Origin of the sequence: Thermoanaerobacterium sp. RBIITD (assembly GCF_900205865.1) — a bacterium.
GTDB lineage: Bacteria > Bacillota > Thermoanaerobacteria > Thermoanaerobacterales > Thermoanaerobacteraceae > Thermoanaerobacterium.
Map to the genome: position 1 here is coordinate 21,680 of NZ_LT906662.1, position 23,806 is coordinate 45,485.

At 34.2% G+C, this 23,806-nt stretch carries 23 protein-coding genes, 1 tRNA gene, 2 rRNA genes and 2 pseudogenes; 5 read left to right on the forward strand and 23 right to left on the reverse strand.

The genetic code is table 11. The features are described from left to right. Positions 1 to 228 precede the first annotated feature (228 nt). The 12 genes from CPG45_RS00110 to CPG45_RS17215 form a co-directional block, all read right to left on the reverse strand. Complete coding sequence (locus CPG45_RS00110) at positions 229 to 801, reverse strand: stalk domain-containing protein (RefSeq protein WP_231968894.1); 573 nt, start codon at positions 799 to 801, stop codon at positions 229 to 231. 60 nt (positions 802 to 861) lie between these two features. Continuing rightward, a complete protein-coding gene (locus tag CPG45_RS00115) occupies positions 862 to 1,485 on the reverse strand; it encodes a VanZ family protein (RefSeq protein ID WP_096230078.1) in 624 nt (207 codons plus the stop codon). Between the two features lie 118 nt (positions 1,486 to 1,603). Beyond that, positions 1,604 to 1,975, reverse strand: a complete 372-nt coding sequence (locus tag CPG45_RS00120) for a hypothetical protein (RefSeq protein WP_096230079.1) — start codon at positions 1,973 to 1,975, stop codon at positions 1,604 to 1,606. 364 nt (positions 1,976 to 2,339) lie between these two features. After that, on the reverse strand, positions 2,340 to 2,978 hold the full coding sequence (locus CPG45_RS00125) for a hypothetical protein (protein WP_096230080.1): 639 nt from the start codon (positions 2,976 to 2,978) through the stop codon (positions 2,340 to 2,342). A gap of 192 nt (positions 2,979 to 3,170) precedes the next feature. Then, on the reverse strand, positions 3,171 to 3,989 hold the full coding sequence (locus CPG45_RS00130) for an AsnC family protein (protein WP_096230081.1): 819 nt from the start codon (positions 3,987 to 3,989) through the stop codon (positions 3,171 to 3,173). Between the two features lie 57 nt (positions 3,990 to 4,046). After that, the gene (locus CPG45_RS00135; RefSeq protein WP_096230082.1) at positions 4,047 to 4,481 is read right to left on the reverse strand and encodes a hypothetical protein; all 435 of its coding nucleotides are present in this window, start codon (positions 4,479 to 4,481) and stop codon (positions 4,047 to 4,049) included. Between the two features lie 278 nt (positions 4,482 to 4,759). After that, positions 4,760 to 5,323 carry a copper amine oxidase N-terminal domain-containing protein gene (locus CPG45_RS00140; RefSeq protein ID WP_096230083.1) on the reverse strand — a complete coding sequence of 188 codons (564 nt, stop codon included), beginning with the start codon at positions 5,321 to 5,323 and terminating at the stop codon, positions 4,760 to 4,762. A 59-nt stretch (positions 5,324 to 5,382) separates the two neighbouring features. Then, positions 5,383 to 6,567 (reverse strand): TolB-like translocation protein, encoded by a 1,185-nt coding sequence (locus CPG45_RS00145; protein WP_096230084.1) that lies wholly within the window; start codon positions 6,565 to 6,567, stop codon positions 5,383 to 5,385. A 369-nt stretch (positions 6,568 to 6,936) separates the two neighbouring features. Next, the gene (locus CPG45_RS00150) at positions 6,937 to 7,716 is read right to left on the reverse strand and encodes a hypothetical protein (RefSeq protein ID WP_096230085.1); all 780 of its coding nucleotides are present in this window, start codon (positions 7,714 to 7,716) and stop codon (positions 6,937 to 6,939) included. 191 nt (positions 7,717 to 7,907) lie between these two features. Continuing rightward, on the reverse strand, positions 7,908 to 8,135 hold the full coding sequence (locus tag CPG45_RS00155; protein WP_231968895.1) for a hypothetical protein: 228 nt from the start codon (positions 8,133 to 8,135) through the stop codon (positions 7,908 to 7,910). A 50-nt stretch (positions 8,136 to 8,185) separates the two neighbouring features. Continuing rightward, positions 8,186 to 8,452 (reverse strand): hypothetical protein, encoded by a 267-nt coding sequence (locus tag CPG45_RS17210; RefSeq protein ID WP_231968897.1) that lies wholly within the window; start codon positions 8,450 to 8,452, stop codon positions 8,186 to 8,188. 3 nt (positions 8,453 to 8,455) lie between these two features. Beyond that, positions 8,456 to 8,620 carry a hypothetical protein gene (locus CPG45_RS17215; protein ID WP_231968898.1) on the reverse strand — a complete coding sequence of 55 codons (165 nt, stop codon included), beginning with the start codon at positions 8,618 to 8,620 and terminating at the stop codon, positions 8,456 to 8,458. Positions 8,621 to 9,103: 483 nt separating this feature from the next. Between CPG45_RS17215 and CPG45_RS00165 the strand changes: the two are divergent. The 4 genes and pseudogenes from CPG45_RS00165 to CPG45_RS17815 all read left to right on the forward strand — a co-directional run bounded on the left by CPG45_RS00165 (position 9,104) and on the right by CPG45_RS17815 (position 12,376). Then, a pseudogene (locus CPG45_RS00165) lies at positions 9,104 to 10,161 on the forward strand (IS30 family transposase). A 148-nt stretch (positions 10,162 to 10,309) separates the two neighbouring features. After that, positions 10,310 to 10,757, forward strand: a pseudogene (locus CPG45_RS00170) (transposase); the annotation flags it as partial. Between the two features lie 419 nt (positions 10,758 to 11,176). Then, positions 11,177 to 12,100, forward strand: coding sequence for an IS110 family RNA-guided transposase (locus CPG45_RS00175; RefSeq protein ID WP_255405164.1), 924 nt, complete (start codon positions 11,177 to 11,179; stop codon positions 12,098 to 12,100). Positions 12,101 to 12,151: 51 nt separating this feature from the next. Then, positions 12,152 to 12,376, forward strand: a complete 225-nt coding sequence (locus CPG45_RS17815) for a hypothetical protein (protein ID WP_255405103.1) — start codon at positions 12,152 to 12,154, stop codon at positions 12,374 to 12,376. A gap of 354 nt (positions 12,377 to 12,730) precedes the next feature. On the opposite strand, the gene CPG45_RS00180 is transcribed toward CPG45_RS17815, so the two are convergent. Next, complete coding sequence (locus CPG45_RS00180) at positions 12,731 to 12,967, reverse strand: hypothetical protein (RefSeq protein ID WP_096230086.1); 237 nt, start codon at positions 12,965 to 12,967, stop codon at positions 12,731 to 12,733. Continuing rightward, positions 12,964 to 13,254 carry a hypothetical protein gene (locus tag CPG45_RS00185; protein WP_096230087.1) on the reverse strand — a complete coding sequence of 97 codons (291 nt, stop codon included), beginning with the start codon at positions 13,252 to 13,254 and terminating at the stop codon, positions 12,964 to 12,966. The genes CPG45_RS00180 and CPG45_RS00185 overlap by 4 nt, the downstream gene beginning before the upstream one ends. Positions 13,255 to 13,681: 427 nt before the next feature. On the opposite strand from CPG45_RS00185, the gene CPG45_RS16665 reads away from it, so the two are divergent. Next, the gene (locus CPG45_RS16665) at positions 13,682 to 13,855 is read left to right on the forward strand and encodes a hypothetical protein (protein WP_157732299.1); all 174 of its coding nucleotides are present in this window, start codon (positions 13,682 to 13,684) and stop codon (positions 13,853 to 13,855) included. Positions 13,856 to 13,880: 25 nt separating this feature from the next. Here CPG45_RS16665 and CPG45_RS00190 read toward each other — a convergent pair whose 3' ends face one another. From CPG45_RS00190 to CPG45_RS00230, 9 genes are all read right to left on the reverse strand, one after another. Continuing rightward, the gene (locus tag CPG45_RS00190) at positions 13,881 to 14,189 is read right to left on the reverse strand and encodes a hypothetical protein (RefSeq protein ID WP_096230088.1); all 309 of its coding nucleotides are present in this window, start codon (positions 14,187 to 14,189) and stop codon (positions 13,881 to 13,883) included. A 222-nt stretch (positions 14,190 to 14,411) separates the two neighbouring features. After that, on the reverse strand, positions 14,412 to 14,639 hold the full coding sequence (locus CPG45_RS17220) for a hypothetical protein (protein ID WP_231968899.1): 228 nt from the start codon (positions 14,637 to 14,639) through the stop codon (positions 14,412 to 14,414). Positions 14,640 to 15,795: 1,156 nt separating this feature from the next. Further along, positions 15,796 to 16,788, reverse strand: coding sequence for a glycoside hydrolase family 5 protein (locus tag CPG45_RS00200; protein ID WP_096230089.1), 993 nt, complete (start codon positions 16,786 to 16,788; stop codon positions 15,796 to 15,798). A 108-nt stretch (positions 16,789 to 16,896) separates the two neighbouring features. Continuing rightward, on the reverse strand, positions 16,897 to 17,424 hold the full coding sequence (locus CPG45_RS00205) for a glycoside hydrolase family 130 protein (protein WP_502695830.1): 528 nt from the start codon (positions 17,422 to 17,424) through the stop codon (positions 16,897 to 16,899). Positions 17,425 to 17,555: 131 nt separating this feature from the next. After that, a complete protein-coding gene (locus CPG45_RS00210) occupies positions 17,556 to 18,737 on the reverse strand; it encodes a glycoside hydrolase family 130 protein (protein WP_096230091.1) in 1,182 nt (393 codons plus the stop codon). Further along, positions 18,737 to 18,979 (reverse strand): type 1 periplasmic-binding domain-containing protein, encoded by a 243-nt coding sequence (locus CPG45_RS00215; protein ID WP_231968900.1) that lies wholly within the window; start codon positions 18,977 to 18,979, stop codon positions 18,737 to 18,739. Before CPG45_RS00215 ends, CPG45_RS00210 begins: the two co-directional genes overlap by 1 nt. Positions 18,980 to 19,605: 626 nt before the next feature. Further along, positions 19,606 to 19,680: transfer RNA gene (locus CPG45_RS00220), tRNA-Asn, on the reverse strand. 9 nt (positions 19,681 to 19,689) lie between these two features. After that, a 5S ribosomal RNA gene (rrf, locus tag CPG45_RS00225) occupies positions 19,690 to 19,798 on the reverse strand. A gap of 301 nt (positions 19,799 to 20,099) precedes the next feature. Then, positions 20,100 to 23,326, reverse strand: a 23S ribosomal RNA gene (locus CPG45_RS00230). Positions 23,327 to 23,806 lie beyond the last annotated feature (480 nt).

Here is a 23,806-nt window from a genome sequence, read left to right on the forward strand (position 1 = left end):
ACTCTATGTCCTGATTTAACTCATATTTCTTGAGTTCTTCCAGGTTCTTCGCAGGACTGCTTAATACCCTCTTAAGAATCAATCTCCATGTTTGAAAATCCGCATCATCCCAACAACTCTTTTGTTTAACATAATCTATCATTTATATAAAAAAAAATAAATTTTACAGGTTTTTTTTGAATAGTGAATCACTTTTTCGTTAGCACAGAACCACTTTTTGGCTTACTTTTATATTAGCATATACACATTATCTTGAGTAGTATTTATTGTTATAATGCCATCTTTATAATTGACTATATCTTCAAATGCTTCACTTATAAACCTCAAAGGAATATATGTACAGTTATTGACTAATCTCACCTTTGCTGGAAGTTCACTGATCTTTTCATTTATTTTTACTGCCTTGGACCCTATTGTCAACTCTACAGTCATATTGTCTTTTTTTACTATTATTGTTTGACTACCACTATACCAATTCACTGTTGCACCTAATTTTTCAAAAAACTCACGCACCGGTACTAATGTAATTCCGTCTATTAAAGTAAATGACTCCTGAATAAATTTTATCTCTTGCCCGTTTATCTTGATTTTCGGAACATAAGGAAAATGTATTACTGTACCTCCACCTGAATCTTTATAAATGATCATACCATTGTCCAATTCTTGAGAAAATCCTGCTTGAGCGACAGTTTCTTGGCTTATAGGTTTTGTATCATCTTGTACGGCATAAGCGATGGATCCTGTACATACAACAGCAAAAATAGCAACAAACAAAATACGTTTAAGAAAAACAAATTTCATCCTCACACCAACTCCTCTCTTTAATCATTTTATCCAAATTATATCGTGTAAAGGCAAATATTATATACTTCTAGAATTCTCTCTTATTAAAACTTTATGAATATGATCCCACACTCCTTCCACCTTTTCGTTTGACGGCATGCTTTTAATATAAAGCCAAGAAAGTATACAAAATAAACAGTAACCTAATAATACTCCTAAGGCATTCAGTATAACATCATTTATATCAACACTTCTCACGATATAACCAGATAAATAAAATATGTTCTCCAAAAACTGCAAAAATTCTATTGAAATAGAAAATAAGATTCCTTTCCATATAATTGATTTCAGATTAACATTTATTATAAAAGGCAATCCAAACCCAAATGGAATAGTAATTAGCACATTCCCCCATCCTTGTATTGAAAGCAAATAAGAATATTTCAATTCACGAAATGGAATAAAGTTTAAACCATTTTTCCAATCAACTCCTTCTTTAATTAAGTCATTGTATTGGAATAATCGAATAGGAAATAATGTATAATGAGCTACAGAGAGTAAATATATAAAAAATACCGAAAGACATAATATATATCCAATACTGCGTTGTCTCTTTCTCCACATATAAAAAATTAACCATCCATATATTAAAACTATCACCGGTATGATAGTTTTAATGTCTATCATTATACCTAATCCCAATTATAACAACTCCTCACAATACCTAAATTAGTCTATTTAAACTGTATAGACCGTCATTGTTCATTGTTGCATATTTCGCTAAAATTAATGCAATTTTAGAGTATTAAAAAATATATAATTATTTAGTAAACTCCGATTTATTCTTCCTGACATAATTAATAATCATATAAAAAACAACCATTACGACAATACAATAAAATGCCAAAAAATACTGCTGGTTAATAATTAAATATACTATAGCCATTAAATAATAAATAATCAATATTGCATAAAGAGATAATGCTAAAAAATATCCATATTTTCTTTTCTTTAATAACCCAATTGAAGATATAATAAATATAGCTCCAAATATGATACCAATAAAATAAAAATTTGTACTTAATATGATATTACTGCCAATTTTAAAGTTTGCTCCTTCAAGTATCCTTGTAATTGAGTCTAATATATACAATGTCCCTTGTAACATAACTAATATTGCCACAAAATTCACTCTATCACCACCCGATAAAATTCTAAACAATTAATTGAAAGAAACAAAAATAGCATAGATATGAATCCCTACATTATTTTAATAAAAATGTAAGGGATTCATATCTTTTGTATTTATTGAATTAATTCTTGATCAGTATCCCAAAATAATACAGGAACATTTTTAACTAAAAGTGTATAGCTAACAGTTGCCTCTAAATAATAATTTCCACTTTCATAAGCCCCTTGGCTAATATACCATGTTTGTATATTTCGGCTTGGGCAATCAGGTGTACCCCAAAAAATACCATAAGGTTCATTTTCGTTAGCTATCGTAATACCGTCAAAACCTGAAGCCCAATCTATATATCCATAAAGCCTATCAATTAAAATCTCATACCATCAGGTGCATTGCTAATAACAGTATAATATAAAGTACCTTCTACAGTGCCACCACTTAAAATAAATGGTATATCTAAAGCACTTTTAAAAATATGAAGCTGCTTATCCTGATAATAAGTATTTGGCGTAATAATTGTTTCTTTATCTAAATCTAAATCGCCATTAGATTTCTCGTTGTTTTGAATTGATAAATTTACATTTTTAATATCTTCCTTAATTTCATTTAATTTTTGCTTATCTGATATTATAAAGGCTTTAATAACATCTTTTTTATTGTTAAAAACTATTCCACTTAAACCGTAATTATTTTTAACAATATTTATATCTAAAGTTTGATCTCCATATTGAGCTTTACCTTTAAAATAATCGACATCTTCTTCAGATTTGTATTTATCGACCGAAAAATTTACTCCTTCTATTGATCCATTTATTACTTGGCTATTTTGATCAATATTATAATCGCTAAATTCAGATTGAATTTCTATCTGATCGCCTCTAATATTGTAATAGAAGCCCGTATTTTTGTTGCTTGCATTAATATCATGTGTCAAAGCTGCAAAACCAATAGCCATCGAAAAAACTAATGCCAAGCACAGTAGAAGTGAAACCAAGAATCTTTTCATTTCTAAACATCTCCCTTTTATAGTTAGTAATACTATCTCGGTATTAAAACAGTATACTAACTACATTTTTATTAAACATCGAATGGCCATTCATCTGTTTAACTATATTATAAACCCCATTCCATCTTTTGGGCAGTTCCGAAATTCGGCACATTTTTTTATGAAGTAGGTGCCGTTTTTCGGAACATCACCTTATAATATATTGCCATGTGTGTCTATAATGCCTATGTTTATGGCTGTCATAATTATTTTTATGTCATTGTCTGCATCAAATAGTATGCCTAATTTATTTAGATGGTTTCTCAATGCTCTGTCAGATATGCCTACATCGTCCATTACTGCTTTCCTTACACCGTTTCGGACCAATGATGACAGGATATGCTTATCAGTATCATCGATCTCTTCTTCTATGGCAGACATCTTCTCGCTTCTATACGATATGCATTTTTCAAGGTAAATTGCTATGTTTTTTAGAGTAATGCTCTGCTCTTTTATGCTGGGAATCTTTATGCGCGAAACATCAAGATATGCTACTATTTCTTTGCTATAATGATCTGTAATAGGCATTGCAGTACAATACCAGTTCTTAAACAAGTCGCAATAATGGTCTTTTCCGTATAACTGTGCAAGGCTTTTGTATTCCATGGCTATGTTGACTGCATTTGTGCCACTGTCTTCAAGCCTTAGGCTTATGCCTTCTTTAAATTGCAGCTTTTTGAAATCTTCATTTAATTGGGCATTAGCTATAATTTCAATCACATAACCGTCTTTATCACACAGAATAAAGAAGTAGCCTTCTTCAATAAGTACTCTGTACCTATAACATTGATTTACGAAGTTGTTTAACAGCAATATTAAAAAGTTATTATCTCTTCTCTTTTTTAACAATGCATTATCATCGATTGTTTTATCAAAGGAGTTTTTGTCAGGATTGATATTTATAAGCAATGATTCCCCATAAGATACAGTCAGTTTTCCGTTTCCTCTTTTTATAAATGCGTCATTGTTCATCAATATCACTCCATCCTTTTATCTTTCCGTAAATCATTGAACATAATTCTTATTCTTTTAATACCAATGTGCATCGCTTGTATAGTTAGCTTGCTCTAATTGAACTCCATTTCTATAGACTGTACCCTTCGTGACAAGCCTGTAATAATATCCTTCTTCTACATACCATATTTCACTTATAGAGCAGCTAATATCTGTTGATGTATTGGACCAGCTTTTAATTGTCACCCAATTCCCATTTTTAAACTGTTGTAGATACGCATCAATTCTGATTTTGTCAACGCTGAAAGCATATAATACACTGTCGACAGTTGATTTTCCCATCGATGATATATCGAATGTGTTAGTGAACTGAGATATGGCTATCCAATTGGGTCTTACTGTATCTGTCACCGATTTCTTTGAAATGTCATCATCCGCAAAACCAGTAATTGAAAGTGATGTCACCATTATTATTGTCAACACAAAAATAGACAAAAATTTCTTAAACACACTATCACCTCACTAATTTTTTCCCTTCATAAATATAAAACAACTTACACTGGATTTCGTTACAGTTTTTTATAAAAAATTTTTTATCAATTTCAATATAAAAGATTTCATTTAAATATTGTCAATTCAGGAACGAAAATATCATTTTTAGGAACGAAAAGCATTTTTTAGCTTTTAATTTTCTCTCATTGCAAGATAAAAAATTAAGGACAGAGCATTTTCTGTCCTTAATTGGTAAGTTACATTTGTCAACAACTTATTATAGATATACACTATATTTAATTGCCTTGAGCAGCATCTACTGTTATAACACCATCTTTATAATCGACTTTATATCCAAATGCTTCACTTATAACCCTTAGGGGAATATATGTGCAATTATTGACTAATCGCACCTTCGCTGGAAGTTCACTGATCTTTTCATTTATTTCTGCTACCTTTGTCCCTATTGTCAACTCTACAGTCGTACTACCTTTTTCTACTGTTATTGTTTGACTGTCACTATGCCAATTTACTGTTGCACCTAATTTTTCAAAAAATTCACGCGCCGGTACTAATGTAATTCCGTCTATTAAAGTAAATGGCTCCTGAATAAATTTTATCTCTTGCCCATTTATCTTGATTTTCGGAACATAAGGAAAATGTATTACAGTGCCTCCACCTGAATCTCTATAAATGATTATGCCATTGTCCATTTCTTGAGAATATCCTGCTTGAAGGACAGTTTCTTTGGTTACAGGTTTTCCATCATCTTGTACGGCGTAAGCGATGGATCCTGTACATACAACAGCAAAAATAGCAACAAACAAAATACGTTTAAGAAAAACAAATTTCATCCTCATTTATCATTCATTCCTTTCTTTTTACTTATGTATCAATTATAATAAATGTTTACTACTTATCAATGCAAATCAGTGAAATTCCACATAATTATACTTCTTTTATTAAATTTTATTTCATTATCTTTTATGCTTCCAGTTTTCAAATTAACAATATATTGTTTAGCATTTTCTGGGCTGCCTTGCTTGGATACCGAGATAAATGATATGTTATTATTAGGTAAAGAATGCGGACTTATATTTGTGTAATTCTCTTCTGTTACAGGTACTATTGTTTTAACCTTTATACTTTTCAAATCAAGGCAATCAAGTCTGCCATTTGATCCGTTTGACCCTCTATACCGATAAAAAACCAGCCGCTTTCCATCAGAACTCCAAGTAACGTGCCCAATAGCACTTCCATTTGATACTTCTTGATCGGAGTATATTCTTTTTAAACTGTCATCTTTAAGATCAATCATCCATATACTTGACGCAAGCCAAAGCCTAATAGGATCACCCTCATCTGCTTGATTACGATACAATGTCGCACTATATACTATTTTACTACCATCAGGAGATATCGAAGGGCTAGAAAATCTCACAAACAACTTAGTTCCAACTTTCTCGATTGGAATAGTCTTCGGTCCACCATATTTCATTATTAATTTATTTAATTCTTCCTGCGACATATAATATTTAATTTTATTATCATCAGTTAGTCCAACGCCATCCCATTCACCTCCACTTACCAAATGTTTTAGCTTATTGTTTTTAATATTAAGTATACATATTTCTTGATTGCTATTCAAATCTTTATTACGCGTCATACGTACTAGTAACAAATTTTGATTATCAGGAAACCAAGATAAATAAAATACAGCTTGCATTCCATATACATCATCAAGGTACTTTTTTATATAATTTTTTTTATTTAAGTCCATAATATTGATATAAGTTATCCCTTTTTTCTGATCTACTTGTGTGTATGCTGCATACTTACCATTTGGACTAACTGCTCCAAATTGATCTGGAGCTATATCCGGTAATGTCAATATTTTCTTTACATCATGACTTATTGGGTTAACTACTATAAGGTCCGAGCCCTTCTTGTCAGGTATAAGGCCTGTTAACCATCCATTATATTGATTTTTATATGAATAGTTAAATAAACAAATGATAAAACTAATAAAAACTACAATTATAATTATGACTAAACTTGTAAATTTTTTCCCATGGTTATTTTTTAATTGTTCGCCTGCACTCATAAAAACTCCCCTATATTAATCTTAAGATATAATTATAACTTATTTTCGTTTTGTCAAAATTTATTAAAAATATACTTTATATTTATTAAAGATCATAAACTTCGTGTCTAAGCTAAGTTAACATAAACCCATCTCGAATTTTCATTATCCTTTCACATAAAATTTAGACACGAAGTTTGGTCAAATAAGAAAAATACTAGCAATTTTACAATTTCGTATTCATATTTAAACAAATATAAACATTCTTGAAAATAAGTTTAACAAATCTTTCTATTAATTTTTTAAATGTACATCATACTATATACTGTTTATAACTAAATATAATCATTAATTTTTAAATTATGCTACTTAATCTTTAATAATAATTCATCATGGTTCTGGATTATAATTAGTTAGCGGTACAAATGTACGACTATAAAAAACGCCATCACTAGTATTCCCATGCAAATCATTAAAAATATATTTATCAAGATCAGCAATTCTTCTTGTTGCAATGCCAACTTGGTTAGGTCCAAAATCATTTCGAGTTATCTCTTTTGCTCTATTTGTTCCTAAATCTCTAATATTAAAAAGTACCGGTTGAGCCACATCAACAACTTTCTGATTTGGAACAGTTGCATTTCCATTTCTATATGGTAATGCATTATATCCACTCGTATTATACCATGTAACATCACCATAGGATGTCAAATAATCCTGACCATTATATGTTGATCTAGTACCTATTGTATGTCTAGCATAAACATCTACATTACCCCAAGTTCCAATATAAATTGGATAATACTCAATATCATAATAGTTTCCAGAAATCATTGTATAGTTGTCAGGATTATTTTTTCTGACCTCTAAATCTTTTTCCATTGCACTTTTTTCAGTGTCCTGGTTTTCTAGAATCTTTTTCCCTTTATCTACTTCCTCTTTAGTAATTTCTTTCGTTCCCGCAAAATGTAATACTATTCCTCCCAACGTATCTGTATAAACTTTTATCCCATCTTCAAGTTCTCTATAACTACCAGCATCTATATTAATTTTAGAATGTGTATCATTTAATGCCATTGATTCTTTCTGAAATGCCTTCGCTGAAATTCCAATTGATAAAGCTAACATTGTGCTGATTATATACACAATTAACATACGTCTTTTTAACATTTCTATACATCTCCCTTTTATAGTTAGTAACACTATCTCGGTACCAAAACAGCATACTAACTACTTTTTTATCAAACATCGAATGGCCATTCATCTGTTTGACTACATTATAACTCCAAGTCCAACATTTGGAAAGTTACGAAATTCGGCACATTTTTTATGAATTAGGTGCCGAATTCCGGCACATCATTCTATAATATATTGCCATGTGTGTCTATAATACCTAAGTTTATGGCTGTCATTATTATTTTTATGTCATTGTCTGCGTCAAATAGTATGCCTATTTTATTTAGATGGTTTCTCAAGGTTCTGTCAGATATGCCTACTTCGTCCATTACTGCTTTCCTTACACCATTTCGGACCAATGATGATAGGATAAGCTTATCAGTGTCATTGATCTCTTCTTCTATGGCAGACATCTTATCGCTTCTATACGATATGCAATTTTCAAGGTAGATTGCTATATATTTTAATACCAGTGTGCATCGCTTGTATAGCTAGCTTGCTCTAATTGAACTCCATTTCTATAGACTGTACCCTTCGTGACAAGCCTGTAATAATAACCCTCATCAACATACCATATTTCACTTATAGAGCAGCTAATATCTGTTGATGTATTGGACCAGCTTTTGATAGTCACCCAGTTTCCGTTCTTGTACTGTTGAATATATACATCAATTCTGATTTTGTCAACGCTGAATGCATATAATGCACTGTCGACAGTTGATTTTCCCATCGATTATATATCGAATGTATTAGTAAACTGGGATATAGCTATCCAATTAGGTCTTACTGTATCTGTCATCAATTTCTTTGAAATACCATCATCTGCAAAACCAGTGGTTGAAAGTAATGTCATCATCATTATTGTCAACACAAAAATAGGCAAAAATTTTTTAAACATACTATCACCTCACTAATTTTTCCTTTCGTAAATATATAACAAAATTACCTTTGGATTTGTTACAGTTTTTTAAAATTTTTTTATTTTTTCATTAAAGTAAAAATCATAGGTTTTAAAAAATTGAAATTCTGGAATTCGAAACATTAAAATTTGGAATTATCAATTTACTTTAATAACATTTAAGCATATACACCACATTTAGGATAAACAAAATCTTTCTAACTTAAAATGCTTAAAAAATTTTTACAATTGGAGCTTACAGATTAGAAAACTAAAACGCATTTTAGCTCTGCATTTTTCCTTCAATTGCCCTATAAAAAATAAAGGGCAGATTATTTTCTGTCCTTATAAAAAAATTTTGATGGTTAGCTGTATAATTAAATGCAACAGGCAAAAATTTAATTGAGAAAAATTGATATCATAGTTTCAAACCATGTATGATATTAAGTGAAAATCAAATCACAATACAGGAGGTTTGAAACTATGGCTAAGAATAATAATAATACCACAAAAAAGAGAAGTTTTAAACACCTGTCACAATATGAAAGAGGAATGATTTATACATTAAGAGAACAAAGTAAATCAATGCGTCAAATAGCAAAGATACTGAGAAGGGCTCCAAGTACTATTTCAAGAGAGATAAGAAGAGGAACTGTAACCCAAATGAGATCAGATTTAACTACATATGAGAAGTATTTTCCCGAAGTGGGCTACGAGGTATATAAAAAGAATCGAAAAAACTGCGGAGCAAAGCTAAAAGTGGTAAAAGCAGAGAAATTCTTGAGATTTGCAGAAGGAAAAATATTGAAAGAGAAATGGTCACCTGATGCAGTTGTGGGTTACTGCAGAAATAATGCCGACTGGCAAGAAGAAATGGTATGCACCAAAACCCTTTATAATTACATAGATAAAGGTCTGTTAAGAGTTCACAATATTGATTTGTGCTTAAAAGTGCGTTTAAAACCAAAGAAGAAGATAATAAGAAGGAACAAGAAGATTATGGGGTAGAGCATATCGCAAAGACCTGAGGAGATAAACAAAAGAGAGAGTTTTGGGCATTGGGAAATAGATACTGTTATAGGCAAGAGATCAAATGATAAAGCATTATTAACACTGACAGAAAGTTTAACGAGGTATGAATATAACTTTGTGATAGATGAAAAAGACAGCTTATCAATCAAGAAGGTATTTGATGAACTCAAAGCGCAATATAAAGAGAATTTTTCAAAGATATTTAAGAGCATAACGGCAGACAATGGCGCGGAATTTGCCGAATTGAGTGAGATATTAAATGAATGTGAAAGCAAGGCATATTTTAGTCACCCATATTCTGCATTTGAGAGAGGGACAAACGAGCGTCATAATGGGTCAATAAGGAGGTTTATACCTAAAAAGGCAAAACGATAGCTGACTTATCAGAGTGGGCTATAAGACTAGTGCAAAATTGGTGCAATCAACTTCCAAGGAGGATCTTAAGATACAAGACGCCTGAAGAATGTTTTTTAGATAAGGTTAGCAAAGTTATCAATTTTGCGCAATGATTACGATGAAATAGTTCAACCATATCAAAATGCAAAATTAAGGTCTCTATTTCCCCTATAGGGGAAACAGATATATCATACATGGTTTGGAAAATAATGGTTTTATCAATTATTTAAAAAGTGTTGCATTTAATATTGCAATTTGCATAAATTACCAAATCATAAAAATGGACAAATAACTATAGATTTAGACGAATTCAAATATGAATATCAAGCTATAGTTACTAATATTGAATATATGACACCAACAGAGATATTTCATGAATATAATCAACGATGCGATATAGAAAACAAAATTGATGAACTAAAAGAAGGAATTGCTTTTTAAAAAACAGTCAGAGAAACAAACTATGCAATGAAATATTTTTACTCATTAAGATGATAGCATAAATCTGCATAATTGGTTTAAGCAAGCTATCTTACCAGAGTTCATGAGACATCATGAAATACCAACATTAAGGCGTATACTCTACAATATAGCTAGCAATATAGTCGGGAATGGATGGTATAAGCATATACGCTATCCTAATGTTCCTTTGTTAAAGACTATAATACCACGAATAAGAAAGGCACTGATGTCATTTTCAATAGTATAATATAAATTAAGCATAATACCTATTGAAAAACCCTAATAAAAGGATTAGCTTTGCTATACTCATAAACAGAAAAAATAGATAAACTTAAGACAATATTATATACTGTTTTATATAAGTATTCATTTTTCAATGGGTCATGATCTTACTATCACAACCAGGGATGAAAATGGGTTAAGTACTTGCATAATTTCAACTATGTGCTAAATTCAAAGTAGGACAGGAACAGAGTTTGGTCGAACATCGGAGGAATAGTACCCCGTTTTTCAACGTAAACTGATTGCCTTCGAGCACAACCAATTGTGGACCTATAGGCAGCACGAGTAGTAAAGTTCATATAATCTCGGGCAATCATTCCTGTCAAAATATTTAAAGGAGTTGATTTATATACAAGACATTTTGAATGCTGCTGCAGACTTGATATCCACAAAGAATCCGTAGTTGCATGTCTTCTCAAAGGACCGATTAACAAGCAACCCACCTCTGAAATCAGAATATTTTCAACACTGCTTTCAGACCTTGATTCTCTAAAAGCATGGCTTGTTGAAGAAAGCTGCATGCATATGGCTATGGAAAGTACAGGTATATATTGGGTGTCTGTCTATGAAACTCTTGAAACAGCATTTGATGGACGTATGTTTCTAATTGTTGCCAATGCAAGGCATATGAAGAACGTACCCGGCAAGAAGACTGATATGAAAGATGCGGAATGGATTGCTACTCTTCTAAGAGCTGGTCTTCTCAACAGAAGTTTTATTCCGAAAAAAGATATCCGAGAGGTCAGGGACCTCACAAGATATCGTATAAGCGTTATATCAGATATAACTTCACAAAAGAATCGTATTGAGAAGTTTTTACAAAGCTGTGGTTTCAGGCTTTCATCTTTCATATCAGATATATTTGGTGCTTCTGGCAGTGCAATAATAAAGCATCTTTACACTCACGGCAGCATTACTATCAAGGATCTTGATAGTTGTCTTAAAACCAAAACCCGCAGAAGGATAAATGAAATAATGCAGGCTATAAATGGCAGACTGGACAAACACCAGATGCAGTTTCTTAAAATGATGTTTAGTCATCTCGAGAATCTTAAAGCCCATCTTTCAGAGGTAGAGAGCCAGATTAATTCATTTATTCAAAAGTATGACCATCAAATAGAGCTAATAGATGGTATACCAGGTATAGATAAAATAGCTGCACCTACAATACTTGCAGAAATCGGCACTAATAAGAGTAAATTCAAAACTGCTGAACATATTTGTTCCTGGGCTGGGTTAAGTCCAGGTAACAATGAAAGCGCAGGTAAAAAAAACGAGCAAACATCAATAAAGGTAACCCATATATAAAATGCATCCTTTGTGAAGTGGCCTGGATAATAAGGCCAGAGGAAATCATATTTGTGCGCATGGTATTGGAAGATGAAACAGCGTAAAGGTGCTAAAAAAGCAATTGTAGCTTTTGCCAGGAAACTGCTTGTAATCATCTATACTATACTTAAAACAGATACCAAGTATAACGAAAACTGTTTTGAATCACGCAGGCTTCAAACCGAGAAAAAACGAGTTGTAAGAATGGTTTATGAACTTCAAAAACTCGGTTTTGAGGTAAAGCAGCCCGCATAAATGGGATATTTTCATTACACTGGATATGTATGAGGTAAGTATAGACGATTATACTCGCATAGGGTAGTATTAGCCTTTTTAGGGCTAGTATATAAAGTTGCCAACGTGCGAGCCTTCGCAAGTACCTTTGAGGTCTTGAAAGAAATTATCCCATTTTCGTAGTAAGGTTCCAAAAAATACTACTTGACATTACATCGCTTGTCTTAAGCACAGATAACTTCTGACAATATCGTATTAATTCATTTTATAACTTAAATCTTTTATATTTTTCCCATTTAATCTCTTAGAGCTATCTATTTTTATTGTAAAATATATCATATCATGAAATAGAAGATAATTATAATAAACTGTTTATTAAGGTAACTTGTATAATAAATTATTATTTTTATCTAAAAAATCAATTTCTTTTGTCCCTGATAGTTGACCTTTGCCGTCTCTTATTATTAAATACCCTTTGTCACCTTTTTTCATTTCTTCTGATTTAAATGCCCCATCCGTGTAATAAACTATTATTGTTTTTATCCTTTCATCATCTGCTTTGCCATAATCTATATGTAAAGAATCGCCGTTCGCTTCAATTGAATCACTCATATCCCATGGGTGACAATTCTATTTTCAATATTAAAATTACTGCTTCCTCCAAGTAATCGAATATTTCTGCCATTTATCTCATAATAATTATAATCAATATGATTTACATCAGCTAAATCGTATGAAAACAAAACAATATTTTTGTTTTTAAAACTTTTTTTGCATAATATAACAATATTTTCCCTTCCTATCGCTTCATTAGATATTAGTTCAAATAATTTTTTATTTATTTCAATATCAGTTAGCTTCGGTATATTGCAACCAACTAAATACACTAAACACAACATTATAAACCCCAAAATTGCGACTCTTTCATACTTTATAACCTTCTTTCAAGAAAATTATGGCCTATGAAATCTTATGTTTATCGTCTATTATTATACAAATTTAATTTAGATTTCATAGGTCCAATCATAACAAGTCTTATTGTTCTGGCTAAGAATATAAAGTAACTTGATCAGTTAGTTTGAAATTTGATGGAATATTATTAAATTCTAAATTAACTACTGGAGCACTACCAGGTTGCCAACTTAAACCGAGTGATTTTAAAGTTACGTCTTGCCATGTATGTTCTAAGCTCATCGCTATATATAAAGGTAATTCCGTTGGAGTTTATCTAGCCAAAACCATATCTGCCCTTGATATCCAATATATTTCGCATCATTTAGGCTAGAACGTACCCACGCATCTTGAAATGTATACACAATACCAGATTTGCTAATTGTTGAAACACCTCCAGCATCTGGCCAATATGTTCCGTTTTGGTCATATACTGCAATACCAGCAGGATTACTAGAAAGAACATATCCAGTCGCTGGATTAAAATTTGTATTTGTAAGCGCTATTGAAACTCCATCTACTGCACCACTATTTGAATCAACAGAATAAATACTTTTCCAAGTCCACCAACCATTTATAAATATTTACCTGAAAGCCTATCACGATACCCACTCATATTAATAAATTTTACACTTCCATTGCTACTATCTGGTGTTATTATAGAAAAGCTTTTTATGTTATTAGCTTTTTCAAAACCGTTCTTTGTTAAAAAGTCATCAACACTTTGATAACCATTTTCCCCTAACTTAATCATATTTTTTTCTATAAATGCCCTTCTTATTTCCCAATTTTCGTCTTTTTTATTTTCATTTGCTGCAAAACCTACAGTCGTCGAAAAAACTAATGTCAAGCACAGTAGAGGTGAAACCAAGAATCTTTTCATTTCTAAACATCTCCCTTTTATAGTTAGTAATACTATCTCGGTACCAAAACAGTATACTAACTACATTTTTATTAAACATTGAATGGCCATTCATCTGTTTGACTATATTATAAACTCCATCCCAACTTTTGGGAAGTTCCGAAATTCGACACATTTTTTCGCTAATATACTAAAATAGGTGCTGCTTTTCGGCACATCAAAATTTTAATAGTTACAACAATTTTATAATATAGTCCCATTGAGATCTATAAATCCGGCTTTTATGGCGGCTAAAACTATTTCAATGTCATTATTTGCTTTAAATAAAGTGCCAAGCTTATTTAGATGATTTCTCAATGCCCTATCAGATATGCCGACATCGTCCATTACCACTTTCCTTGCGCCATTACGGGCTAACGATGATAGAATTAATATATCAGTATCATAAAGTTCTGGTCCTATAAAAGACATTTTTTGCTCTTGTATGATATACATTCTTCAAGATAAATTACTATGTTTTTTAGTATAATACTCTGTTCTTTAATGCTTGAGATATTAATACGTGACATATCAAGATATGCAATTATTTTCTATTGTAATTATCCATTATTGGCATTGCAGTACAGTACCAGTCCTTGAATAAATCGCAATAATGATCCTTACCGCACAATTCATCCAAGTTTTTGTATTCCATATCCACACTAACCGCATTTGTACCGAAATCTTCAAACCTTAGACTATTACCTTCTGCAAAATGCAATTTGTTGAAGCAATTATTTAGCTTATCTTCATATATATAAGCTTGATTATATAGCCATTTCTGTTGTACAAAATGAAGAAATATTCTCCCTTGAAAAGTAGTTTGTACCTAAAGCTTTGATTGATAAGGTTATCAAGCAATGATAATAAAAAAACTGTTTTCATTATTCTCACTTATCAGTTTTTCATTAACGATTGCCTTATTGAAAACTTCCTTATTTGAATTGACATTTATAAACAATGATTCCCCATATGATTCAACAAGTTCTTTTTTAATAGCTATAGTGAACCAACCTTCTTAAGTTTATGGTTTTCTATTACTACTATATACTATAGAAAGTGAGTTTCACGTATATTTTACTTATCTAGACTTTGGGGTTGTATTTTTAAAATTTTTTTCACAACCTTTAAAAAAGCATTATACTGTTAGAATTTGTATCACAATTTATTGATATGCCTAGGTTTCAGAGCATCGCAAATTTACTCTATTAGGAAATATAATTTGGGAAAATATGGTATTTTAAACTAATTTAATTTGATAAATGACACTAAAGCCTTAAAATTTATCTCATTTTCATTTAAACTTTATTCGAACATATAATCATCCTCTCAATGATTTTATTTTTTCAATTAAACATTATAGTGGATGTTTCATGTGAATGGAAGGTATTTTTTGTACCTTATATTCTATTTTTTTATCACATACAAAAATTATACACTAAAATTATATAGTTGTAATTATTAAATTTTATATACTATCTATTTATGGACATTACAATCCCCATTTGAATAATATGATTTATAATCACAATCAAGAAAACTATTCATTTCAAAAAATAAGCCGATACAAAATTGTCCGGCAAATGATTTATACAATATTTTCCAAAAGGAGATCTAACAATTCTCTATCAACTTTAAACCCGTGATAATATTCATACTTAGCACCCGAACGGCCATGTTCTACAACTCCAAAAGGACCTTTAAAATTCCACAATGAATAACCCCACTTAAATTCTTTGTACAAGCTTAAAAGATCTTTAAACCATCTAATAGCAACGTCGTTAGGAGTTTCATTATAGCATCCAAATTCGCCTATGTGCACTTCAACATTTTTATCCTCTAACTCTCGCCAGGGTCTGTAATACTCACGTATTGCCTCCTTATTCCATATTTTATCATTCCAAACTAAATCAGGATATTTAGGGTCAAGTAAACCCTTATAACCATTCCACCATGTGGCTTGATAATGTGTTAAAGCCATAGGCTGATAACCTCTGCCGCTCTGTATAACATCAATATCGGATAATTCAGGTATAGGAATATTTCCCCCACCTAACCCATCTATGACAATTTCACGATTAGGGTCTATATGCCGTATTGCATTTACTGTACGGATTATTAAAGAAGCGTGGTTTTCACGAGTCAGTCCATACTGTCCAACGTCCGGCGGTTCATTTACAAGGTCAAAACTTAAAAATTTATTAGAGACCCCCTTGTATCGTTTTGCAAAGAGCTCCCATTGATAGACAAAACCATCCTGTGCTATTTTATCCAGCCATAAGTTATCACGCTCTATATCGTTTCGATTTATACAATACCCCGGAGCCCTATGCAAATTCAAACACATATGAATATTTCTTTTACTGCATTCGTGTAAATATGAATCAATAAACTCAAATATTCTTTCATTGGGATTAAAATAATTAAAATTGTTTATCCAAAATCGGTAATCAGCTGGTATTCTAACAAAGTTAAATCCCAGTTTCGCCAAAAAATCCAAAGCTTTCTGATCAGGCAATTCTGGAGTCCTTCCTTCATCCCACACATATATCCATTGAAAATTAAAACCATATTTTCTCATCGGCTTTCTCTCCTATTTTTAACATTCTATAAATTCCTCGCAATAATCATGCCTTTTTCCGTACTATCTATTTTCATTATTGTAAAACTGATATTAAAAAATATTTAATTATCTATATTCAATATTATCACCATCTACGAGTTCAGAATTTTCTTTTATGTATTCTATCAGTTCATAAACTTTAGTGTATGCAACAGCTACATAAGTATCTGCCGCACCGTAATAAATTGTAATTCTTCCTGTTTCAGAATCTTGCAATATAGCGCATGGGAATACAACATTTGCTACAAAGCCTTGAGTTTCGTATTGCATCTCCGGCGTCAGCAAGTAGTCCCTCGTCCTATAAAAAACCTTACACGGATTATCTTTGTCTAAAATAGCAGCTCCCATTGAATATACAAAACCATTGCATGTTCCTGTTACACCGTGGTAAAACAACAACCAGCCTCCTGTTATTTCTATTGGAATTGGACCCGCACTTATTTTTATAGACTGCCACCATCCAGAGTCTCCCTTAGACATAACTCTTCTATGTTTTCCCCAGTATACTAGATTTGTACTATTAAAGTATAAATTGTATACTTCTATGGAATTATCATGATAATCTATTTTATCCAGTTTAACGTTTAGATCAATTTAATTTGCTTCTTTTATGGCATTATCCCAGTATTTATCTATATGGGGCGAGCATGTATTTTTATCCATATACTTTTTAAGCTCTTATACTCTTATAAAGGAAAATCATAAAACATAAACAACACCCCAATTTATTTTTCACTTAGTTTTAGTTCGAGGTTTTTTTTGATGAGCTCTTTTCTTTGCTTTACGCAGTCCAAAGACCTTAAGGCATCCTGGGGAGTATTAAATGCATAATCTAAAAGTCTATCAACAGTTGTAGTGGCAACATGTACCCTTGTATCAGAAGACGCATAATAAATATATACATCGCCATTTTCTCTTGCAATTGCTCCATTTGTAAACACAACGTTAGATACATCCCCGACTCTCTCTTCTCCTCTTGGTGCAATTAAATAACCTCCGGGCGTTGCTATAACCTTACTCGGATCTTTTAAATCAGTTACAAATAAGTATATTACATATCTTAATCCAGCAGCGGTATTTCTAACTCCATGCGCAATATGTATCCATCCTTTTTCCGTTTTTATTGGAACACATCCTGCACCATTTTTAACTTCGGTTATTGTATGATAAATTCTGGGGCTTACTAATTTTTCTTCTACTACTTCCGGGTTCTCTATATCATCGCACAATCCAAAGCATATTCCACTACCGCTCCCTGCTTCTATAAAACCATCTTGTGGTCTAGTATAAAAAGCATATTTATCGTCTACATACTCCGGATGTAAAACCACATTTCTCTGCTGAGGTGACTTAGTCTTTAGATTGGGTAACCTTTCCCAGTTAATTAAATCTTTCGTTCTGACGATCCCTGCATTTGCTATAGCAGATGACAGATCTCCCTCCTGAGCATCTGGATCTTTACTTTCAGAACAAAATATTCCATAGATCCATCCATCTTCATGTTTCGTCAATCTCATATCATAAATATTGGTTTCCTCCGGGTAAATATCTGGAAATTCTATTGGATAATCCCAAAACTTAAAATTATCTATTCCACTGTCGCTTTCGGCTACTGCAAAAAATGATTTTCTATCATACCCTTCTACACGAGCTACCAAATAAAATTTACCGTTAAGTTCTATTGCTCCCGGATTGAATACCGCATTGATTCCCAATCGCTCCATAAAATACGGATTTGTTTTTTCATTTAAATCATACCTCCAGAACAGTGGGGTATGGTCTCTTGTTAAAACCGGATATTTATATCTGTCAAATATTCCATTATACTCATCTAGCTTTACATTTTTTCTGTTTATTAAATTATTATATTTTCTCAACTCTATTTCGTATTTTTCCCTAAATGTCATTATTTCTCACCTATTATTCCTTTTGTTGTTTCTTTGATAATAGTTTGAGGCATATTTAAATTTTCTTCACCCTTCACGTCAACAGCAGTAATACTTAATTTTAAATTATTGTTTCTAGTTGACTTTTCGATACCAAATAAAACATTTGACCAAAAAGTTGATTCCACAAGAAAGTCTTCACAGCACAATACTGGTACATTAATAATTTTATTGGATAAATCTTTTATTTTTTTATATCCCATTCTAATTGATGTATCCAATATTTTATTTTTTACTTTCACACTTATTCCAGAGTCACGCAAAGCTTTTGATACCGTATTTTTTGATACATTGATTACTTCTGCAATATTTTGTAAGGTTACTTTTTTTCATTTTATCACCATTTTCGTTTATTTTTTTGTTTTATTTTTAACTTTATTTAAGTATAAAGTAACTATTATTAAATGTCAATATCAAATTAAAATTTTCATTTATTTACATTATACTTTTGCTATTTAACGTATATATAACCATTCTTTGATTAATTCATTATATTTTTAGTTTAACTTAAAGTTATAATATTGAATTTTGTAATCTTAAGTAAAAATATTTTTTCAAAAAACAATACTAAATATGAGTTTATTTAACCTTAACCTATATGTAAATATTTTTTATCTTTTTATTTAGATTGTCCTTATACCATTTTTAGGTATATATAATAATAAGAATATGTAGATTTTTGTGATCCACCACCACACCTGCCCTGTTATAAAATAAAAAAGATTCCATAATCTCTGGAACCTCTGATTTCACTAAAGCGGATGATAGGATTCGAAACCGATACTCTACAACTAAGCCACATCCGCAAATATTTTTTTATATAATAAAATGGCTCCTCAGGTAGGGCTCGAACCTACAGCCTACCGGTTAACAGCCGGTTGCTCCACCATTGAGCTACTGAGGACTATTTTTAATCCGGCAGCGACCTACTCTCCCGCAATAGCAGTACCATCGGCGCTGGAGGGCTTCACTTCCGTGTTCGGTATGGGAACGGGTTTTTAACCTCCGCTATTGCCACCGGATATCTTTTGTTCATTTGTCCTTGTACATCAAAAAATCTTATCTGATAAACACTTTTTTCGAAAAATATTATCACAAGTGAACTATTAATTGCGTTTTCGTTATATACTCGGCGAACGCAGTGCGGTGAGGCTATAAAAGCCGTCACAACGCATAGACGGCTTTAGCCGAACTAACGTAGTGAGGCGTTAGTATATAGAAAACACAATTTGTGAACGGTGATAATATTTTTCTTAATATACTATCTTTTTAATTATCTTTCTGCTTTATTAAATGAACCTTGAATACTGCACAATGCTTCTCTTGGTCAAGTCCTCGACTTATTAGTACCGGTCAGCTCAAAGTATTTCTACTCTTACACCTCCGGCCTATCTACCTCGTCTTCTTCAAGGTGTCTTACTCCCTTTCGGTTTGGGAAATCTTATCTTGAGGTGGGTTTCACGCTTAGATGCTTTCAGCGTTTATCCCTTCCGAACTTGGCTACCCAGCTGTGCGTACGGCTACGCAACTGGTACACCATCGGTTCGTCCACCCCGGTCCTCTCGTACTAAGGGCAGCCCCTCTCAAATTTCCTACGCCCGCGACGGATAGGGACCGAACTGTCTCACGACGTTCTGAACCCAGCTCGCGTACCGCTTTAATGGGCGAACAGCCCAACCCTTGGGACCTACTTCAGCCCCAGGATGCGATGAGCCGACATCGAGGTGCCAAACCTCCCCGTCGATGTGGACTCTTGGGGGAGATCAGCCTGTTATCCCCAGGGTAGCTTTTATCCGTTGAGCGACGGCAATCCCATTCTCTACCGCCGGATCACTAAGCCCGACTTTCGTCCCTGCTCGAATTGTTTTTCTCACAGTTAGGCTACCTTCTGCCTTTGCACTCTTACGCGCGATTTCCTTCCGCGCTGAGGTAACCTTTGGACGCCTCCGTTACTTTTTTGGAGGCGACCGCCCCAGTCAAACTGCCCGCCTGTCAGTGTCCATATGCCGGCTTACGGCTCCTATGTTAGAATTTCGGTAATCTCAGGGTGGTATCCCAACGTCGGCTCCAGATAGGCTTGCGCCCATCTTTCTCTGCCTCCCACCTATCCTGTACAGGGATTACTAAAATCCAGTGACAAGCTGCAGTAAAGCTCCATGGGGTCTTTCTGTCCTGTCGCGGGTAACTCGCATCTTCACGAGTACTACAATTTCACCGGGTCCCCCATCTAGACAGCGCCCAAGTCGTTACGCCTTTCGTGCAGGTCGGAACTTACCCGACAAGGAATTTCGCTACCTTAGGACCGTTATAGTTACGGCCGCCGTTTACTGGGGCTTAAGTTCTATGCTTCTCCGGCACTCAACTCTATCTACTAAGAGTTTTTACTTTTGGCTATTCTTTCTTTTAACCATCTTCTTGCGTTATGAGATTCTTTTAATTGTTTTTCTCTTTTTATTGCATCTTCTTTCGCTTTGTATGCTTCATAATAAATTATTTCCCATTTATGCCCTTTTGTGTACTTGTTTAATCCTTTATTATGTGCCTCTACTCTTTTTCGTAGATTCTCTGAATAGCCTGTATATATGCCTCCTTTTTCATTCTTTATTACATAGACATAATACATCTTTTTCACTCCTAATAGGTATAGTTGAGTGCCGGATAACATTTCCCCTTAACCTTCCAGCACCGGGCAGGCGTCAGCTCCTATACTTCGTCTTTCGACTTAGCAGAAACCTGTGTTTTTGGTAAACAGTCGCTTGGGCCTCTTCTCTGCGGCCTTTCGGCACTCCTTCTCCCGAAGTTACGGAGTCTTTTTGCCGAGTTCCTTAATGAGGGTTCTCCCGCTCGTCTTTGGATTCTCTCCTCGCCTACCTGTGTCGGTTTGCGGTACGGGCACCTTTATCCTCGATAGCAATTTTTCTCGGCAGCCCCTTTGAAACTTCGCCTTTCGGCTCCCCGTTACAGCTCTTATGGTATGTGGTACTTCACTCACATCCCTTTTCGTCGCTGCTTGGACGTGCTCTACCAACCGCACGCTTTTCTTATCTCGCTGCGTCCTTGCTTCTCTTTTATCGGATATTGGTGGTACCGGACTCATTACCGGTTGTCCATCGCCTACGCTTTCGCCTCGGCTTAGGTCCCGACTTACCCTGGGCGGATTATCCTTCCCCAGGAATCCTTAGGCTTTCGACGGTAAGGTTTCTCGCCTTACTCTCGTTACTTATACCGGCATTCTCTCTACTGTATTGTCCAGATTCGCTTCCGCTTATCCTTCCCCCTATACAGTACGCTCCCCTACCATTTTTCATCCGAAGCTTCGGTGTCATGTTTTAGCCCCGTTTATTTTCGGCGCAGGATTTCTCGACCAGTGAGCTATTACGCACTCTTTGAATGTATGGCTGCTTCTAAGCCAACATCCTGGTTGTCTTGGAAGTCCTACTTCCTTTCCCACTTAACATGCTCTTTGGGACCTTAGCTGTCGGTCTGGGCTCTTTCCCTTTTGACCACGGATCTTATCACTCGTAGTCTGACTCCCAGGTATCAATATGGCATTCGGAGTTTGATAGGGTTCGGTAGCCTTTTTGGCCCCTAGCCCATTCAGTGCTCTACCTCCATATTTACTCCCTGAGGCTAGCCCTAAAGCTATTTCGGGGAGAACCAGCTATCTCCGAGCTCGATTGGAATTTCTCCTCTACCCACAATTCATCCCATGACTTTTCAACGTCAACGTGGTTCGGGCCTCCACCAGATCTTACTCCGGCTTCACCCTGATCATGGGTAGGTCGCACGGTTTCGGGTCTATGATATGCAACTTCCGCCCTCTTTAGACTCGCTTTCGCTTCGGCTCCGCTTTCGCTTAACCTTGCTGCATATCTATAACTCGCCGGTCCGTTCTACAAAAAGTACGTGGTCGTCTGGCACTCAACCGGACACGCTAGTTCTTTTTTCTCCTCCCTAACATGTTCAGTTGAGTGCCAGACTTCCACTGCTTGTGGACATATGGTTTCAGGTTCTTTTTCACTCCCCTCCCGGGGTTCTTTTCACCTTTCCCTCACGGTACTTTGCGCTATCGGTCACTTAGTAGTATTTAGCCTTGGGAGATGGTCCTCCCGTCTTCCCACCGGGTTGCCTATCCTGTGGTACTCTGGATCCCACTTTGGTATCTTTCTTTCGCCTACTGGGCTTTCACCGTCTTTGGCCGGCCTTTCCAGGTCCGTTCGGCTTCGTCTGATACTCCTTTTGCGTGGTCCTAAACCCCATCACCATAGGTGATGGTTTGGGCTCTTTCCTGTTCGCTCGCCGCTACTTGGGAAATCGATTTTTCTTTCTTTTCCTCGCGCTACTTAGATGTTTCAGTTCGCGCGGTCTCCCTTCCTCATGGCTATGTGTTCACCATGGGATGCTTAAGTATTACCTTAAGCGGGTTTCCCCATTCGGATATCTCCGGATCTCTGCCTGCTTGCGGCTCCCCGGAGCGTTTCGCCGCTCGCTGCGTCCTTCTTCGGCTCTAAGTGCCTGGGCATCCACCATACGCCCTTTGTAACTTGACCTTCTCTTTTTTATACATCGCTTTTCTTTGGAAAATTATTATTAACGCTCACAAATTCCGCTTATCTAATATATCATCGGTTCTCTTCGCTTGTTTGGCTAACGCCGTCTATGCGTTGTGACGGCTTTCGCTTTCGCTCATACGCCAAACTGCGCTACGTTCATCGTGATATATTACGAAAGCTTCATTAATCGTTCGCTTTTAATAATATTTTCCGGACAATGTATATCGGTTCTCATTGTAACTCGTTTTTCTCGTTACCCTTTTTTTGCATTGTGCAGTTTTCAAGGTTCACTTTGAGGGTTTAACCCTCAAAACTGAACAGTGAGATATGCTCATTGTAATTATTATCGTTCGACAAATTGTGCTTTCTATATACTTTAGGCTCCTTACGCTTGTTCGGCTAACGCCGTCTATGCGTTGTGACGGCTTTCGCTTTCGCTCATACGCCTCACTGCGCTTCACTCGCCTAGTATATTAC

What these genes read in the sequence shown, in the direction of transcription:
- CPG45_RS00110 (WP_231968894.1), bottom strand. Translation starts at nt 801, where the DNA reads ATGAAATTTGTTTTTCTTAAACGTATTTTGTTTGTTGCTATTTTTGCT.
- CPG45_RS00125 (WP_096230080.1), bottom strand. Translation starts at nt 2,978, where the DNA reads ATGAAAAGATTCTTGGTTTCACTTCTACTGTGCTTGGCATTAGTTTTT.
- CPG45_RS00130 (WP_096230081.1), bottom strand. Translation starts at nt 3,989, where the DNA reads ATGAACAATGACGCATTTATAAAAAGAGGAAACGGAAAACTGACTGTA.
- CPG45_RS00140 (WP_096230083.1), bottom strand. Translation starts at nt 5,323, where the DNA reads ATGAGGATGAAATTTGTTTTTCTTAAACGTATTTTGTTTGTTGCTATT.
- CPG45_RS00145 (WP_096230084.1), bottom strand. Translation starts at nt 6,567, where the DNA reads ATGAGTGCAGGCGAACAATTAAAAAATAACCATGGGAAAAAATTTACA.
- CPG45_RS00150 (WP_096230085.1), bottom strand. Translation starts at nt 7,716, where the DNA reads ATGTTAAAAAGACGTATGTTAATTGTGTATATAATCAGCACAATGTTA.
- CPG45_RS00155 (WP_231968895.1), bottom strand. Translation starts at nt 8,135, where the DNA reads ATGTCTGCCATAGAAGAAGAGATCAATGACACTGATAAGCTTATCCTA.
- CPG45_RS17210 (WP_231968897.1), bottom strand. Translation starts at nt 8,452, where the DNA reads ATGGGAAAATCAACTGTCGACAGTGCATTATATGCATTCAGCGTTGAC.
- CPG45_RS17215 (WP_231968898.1), bottom strand. Translation starts at nt 8,620, where the DNA reads ATGTTTAAAAAATTTTTGCCTATTTTTGTGTTGACAATAATGATGATG.
- CPG45_RS00180 (WP_096230086.1), bottom strand. Translation starts at nt 12,967, where the DNA reads ATGAGTGATTCAATTGAAGCGAACGGCGATTCTTTACATATAGATTAT.
- CPG45_RS00185 (WP_096230087.1), bottom strand. Translation starts at nt 13,254, where the DNA reads ATGTTGTGTTTAGTGTATTTAGTTGGTTGCAATATACCGAAGCTAACT.
- CPG45_RS00190 (WP_096230088.1), bottom strand. Translation starts at nt 14,189, where the DNA reads ATGAAAAGATTCTTGGTTTCACCTCTACTGTGCTTGACATTAGTTTTT.
- CPG45_RS17220 (WP_231968899.1), bottom strand. Translation starts at nt 14,639, where the DNA reads ATGTCTTTTATAGGACCAGAACTTTATGATACTGATATATTAATTCTA.
- CPG45_RS00200 (WP_096230089.1), bottom strand. Translation starts at nt 16,788, where the DNA reads ATGAGAAAATATGGTTTTAATTTTCAATGGATATATGTGTGGGATGAA.
- CPG45_RS00210 (WP_096230091.1), bottom strand. Translation starts at nt 18,737, where the DNA reads ATGACATTTAGGGAAAAATACGAAATAGAGTTGAGAAAATATAATAAT.
- CPG45_RS00215 (WP_231968900.1), bottom strand. Translation starts at nt 18,979, where the DNA reads ATGGGATATAAAAAAATAAAAGATTTATCCAATAAAATTATTAATGTA.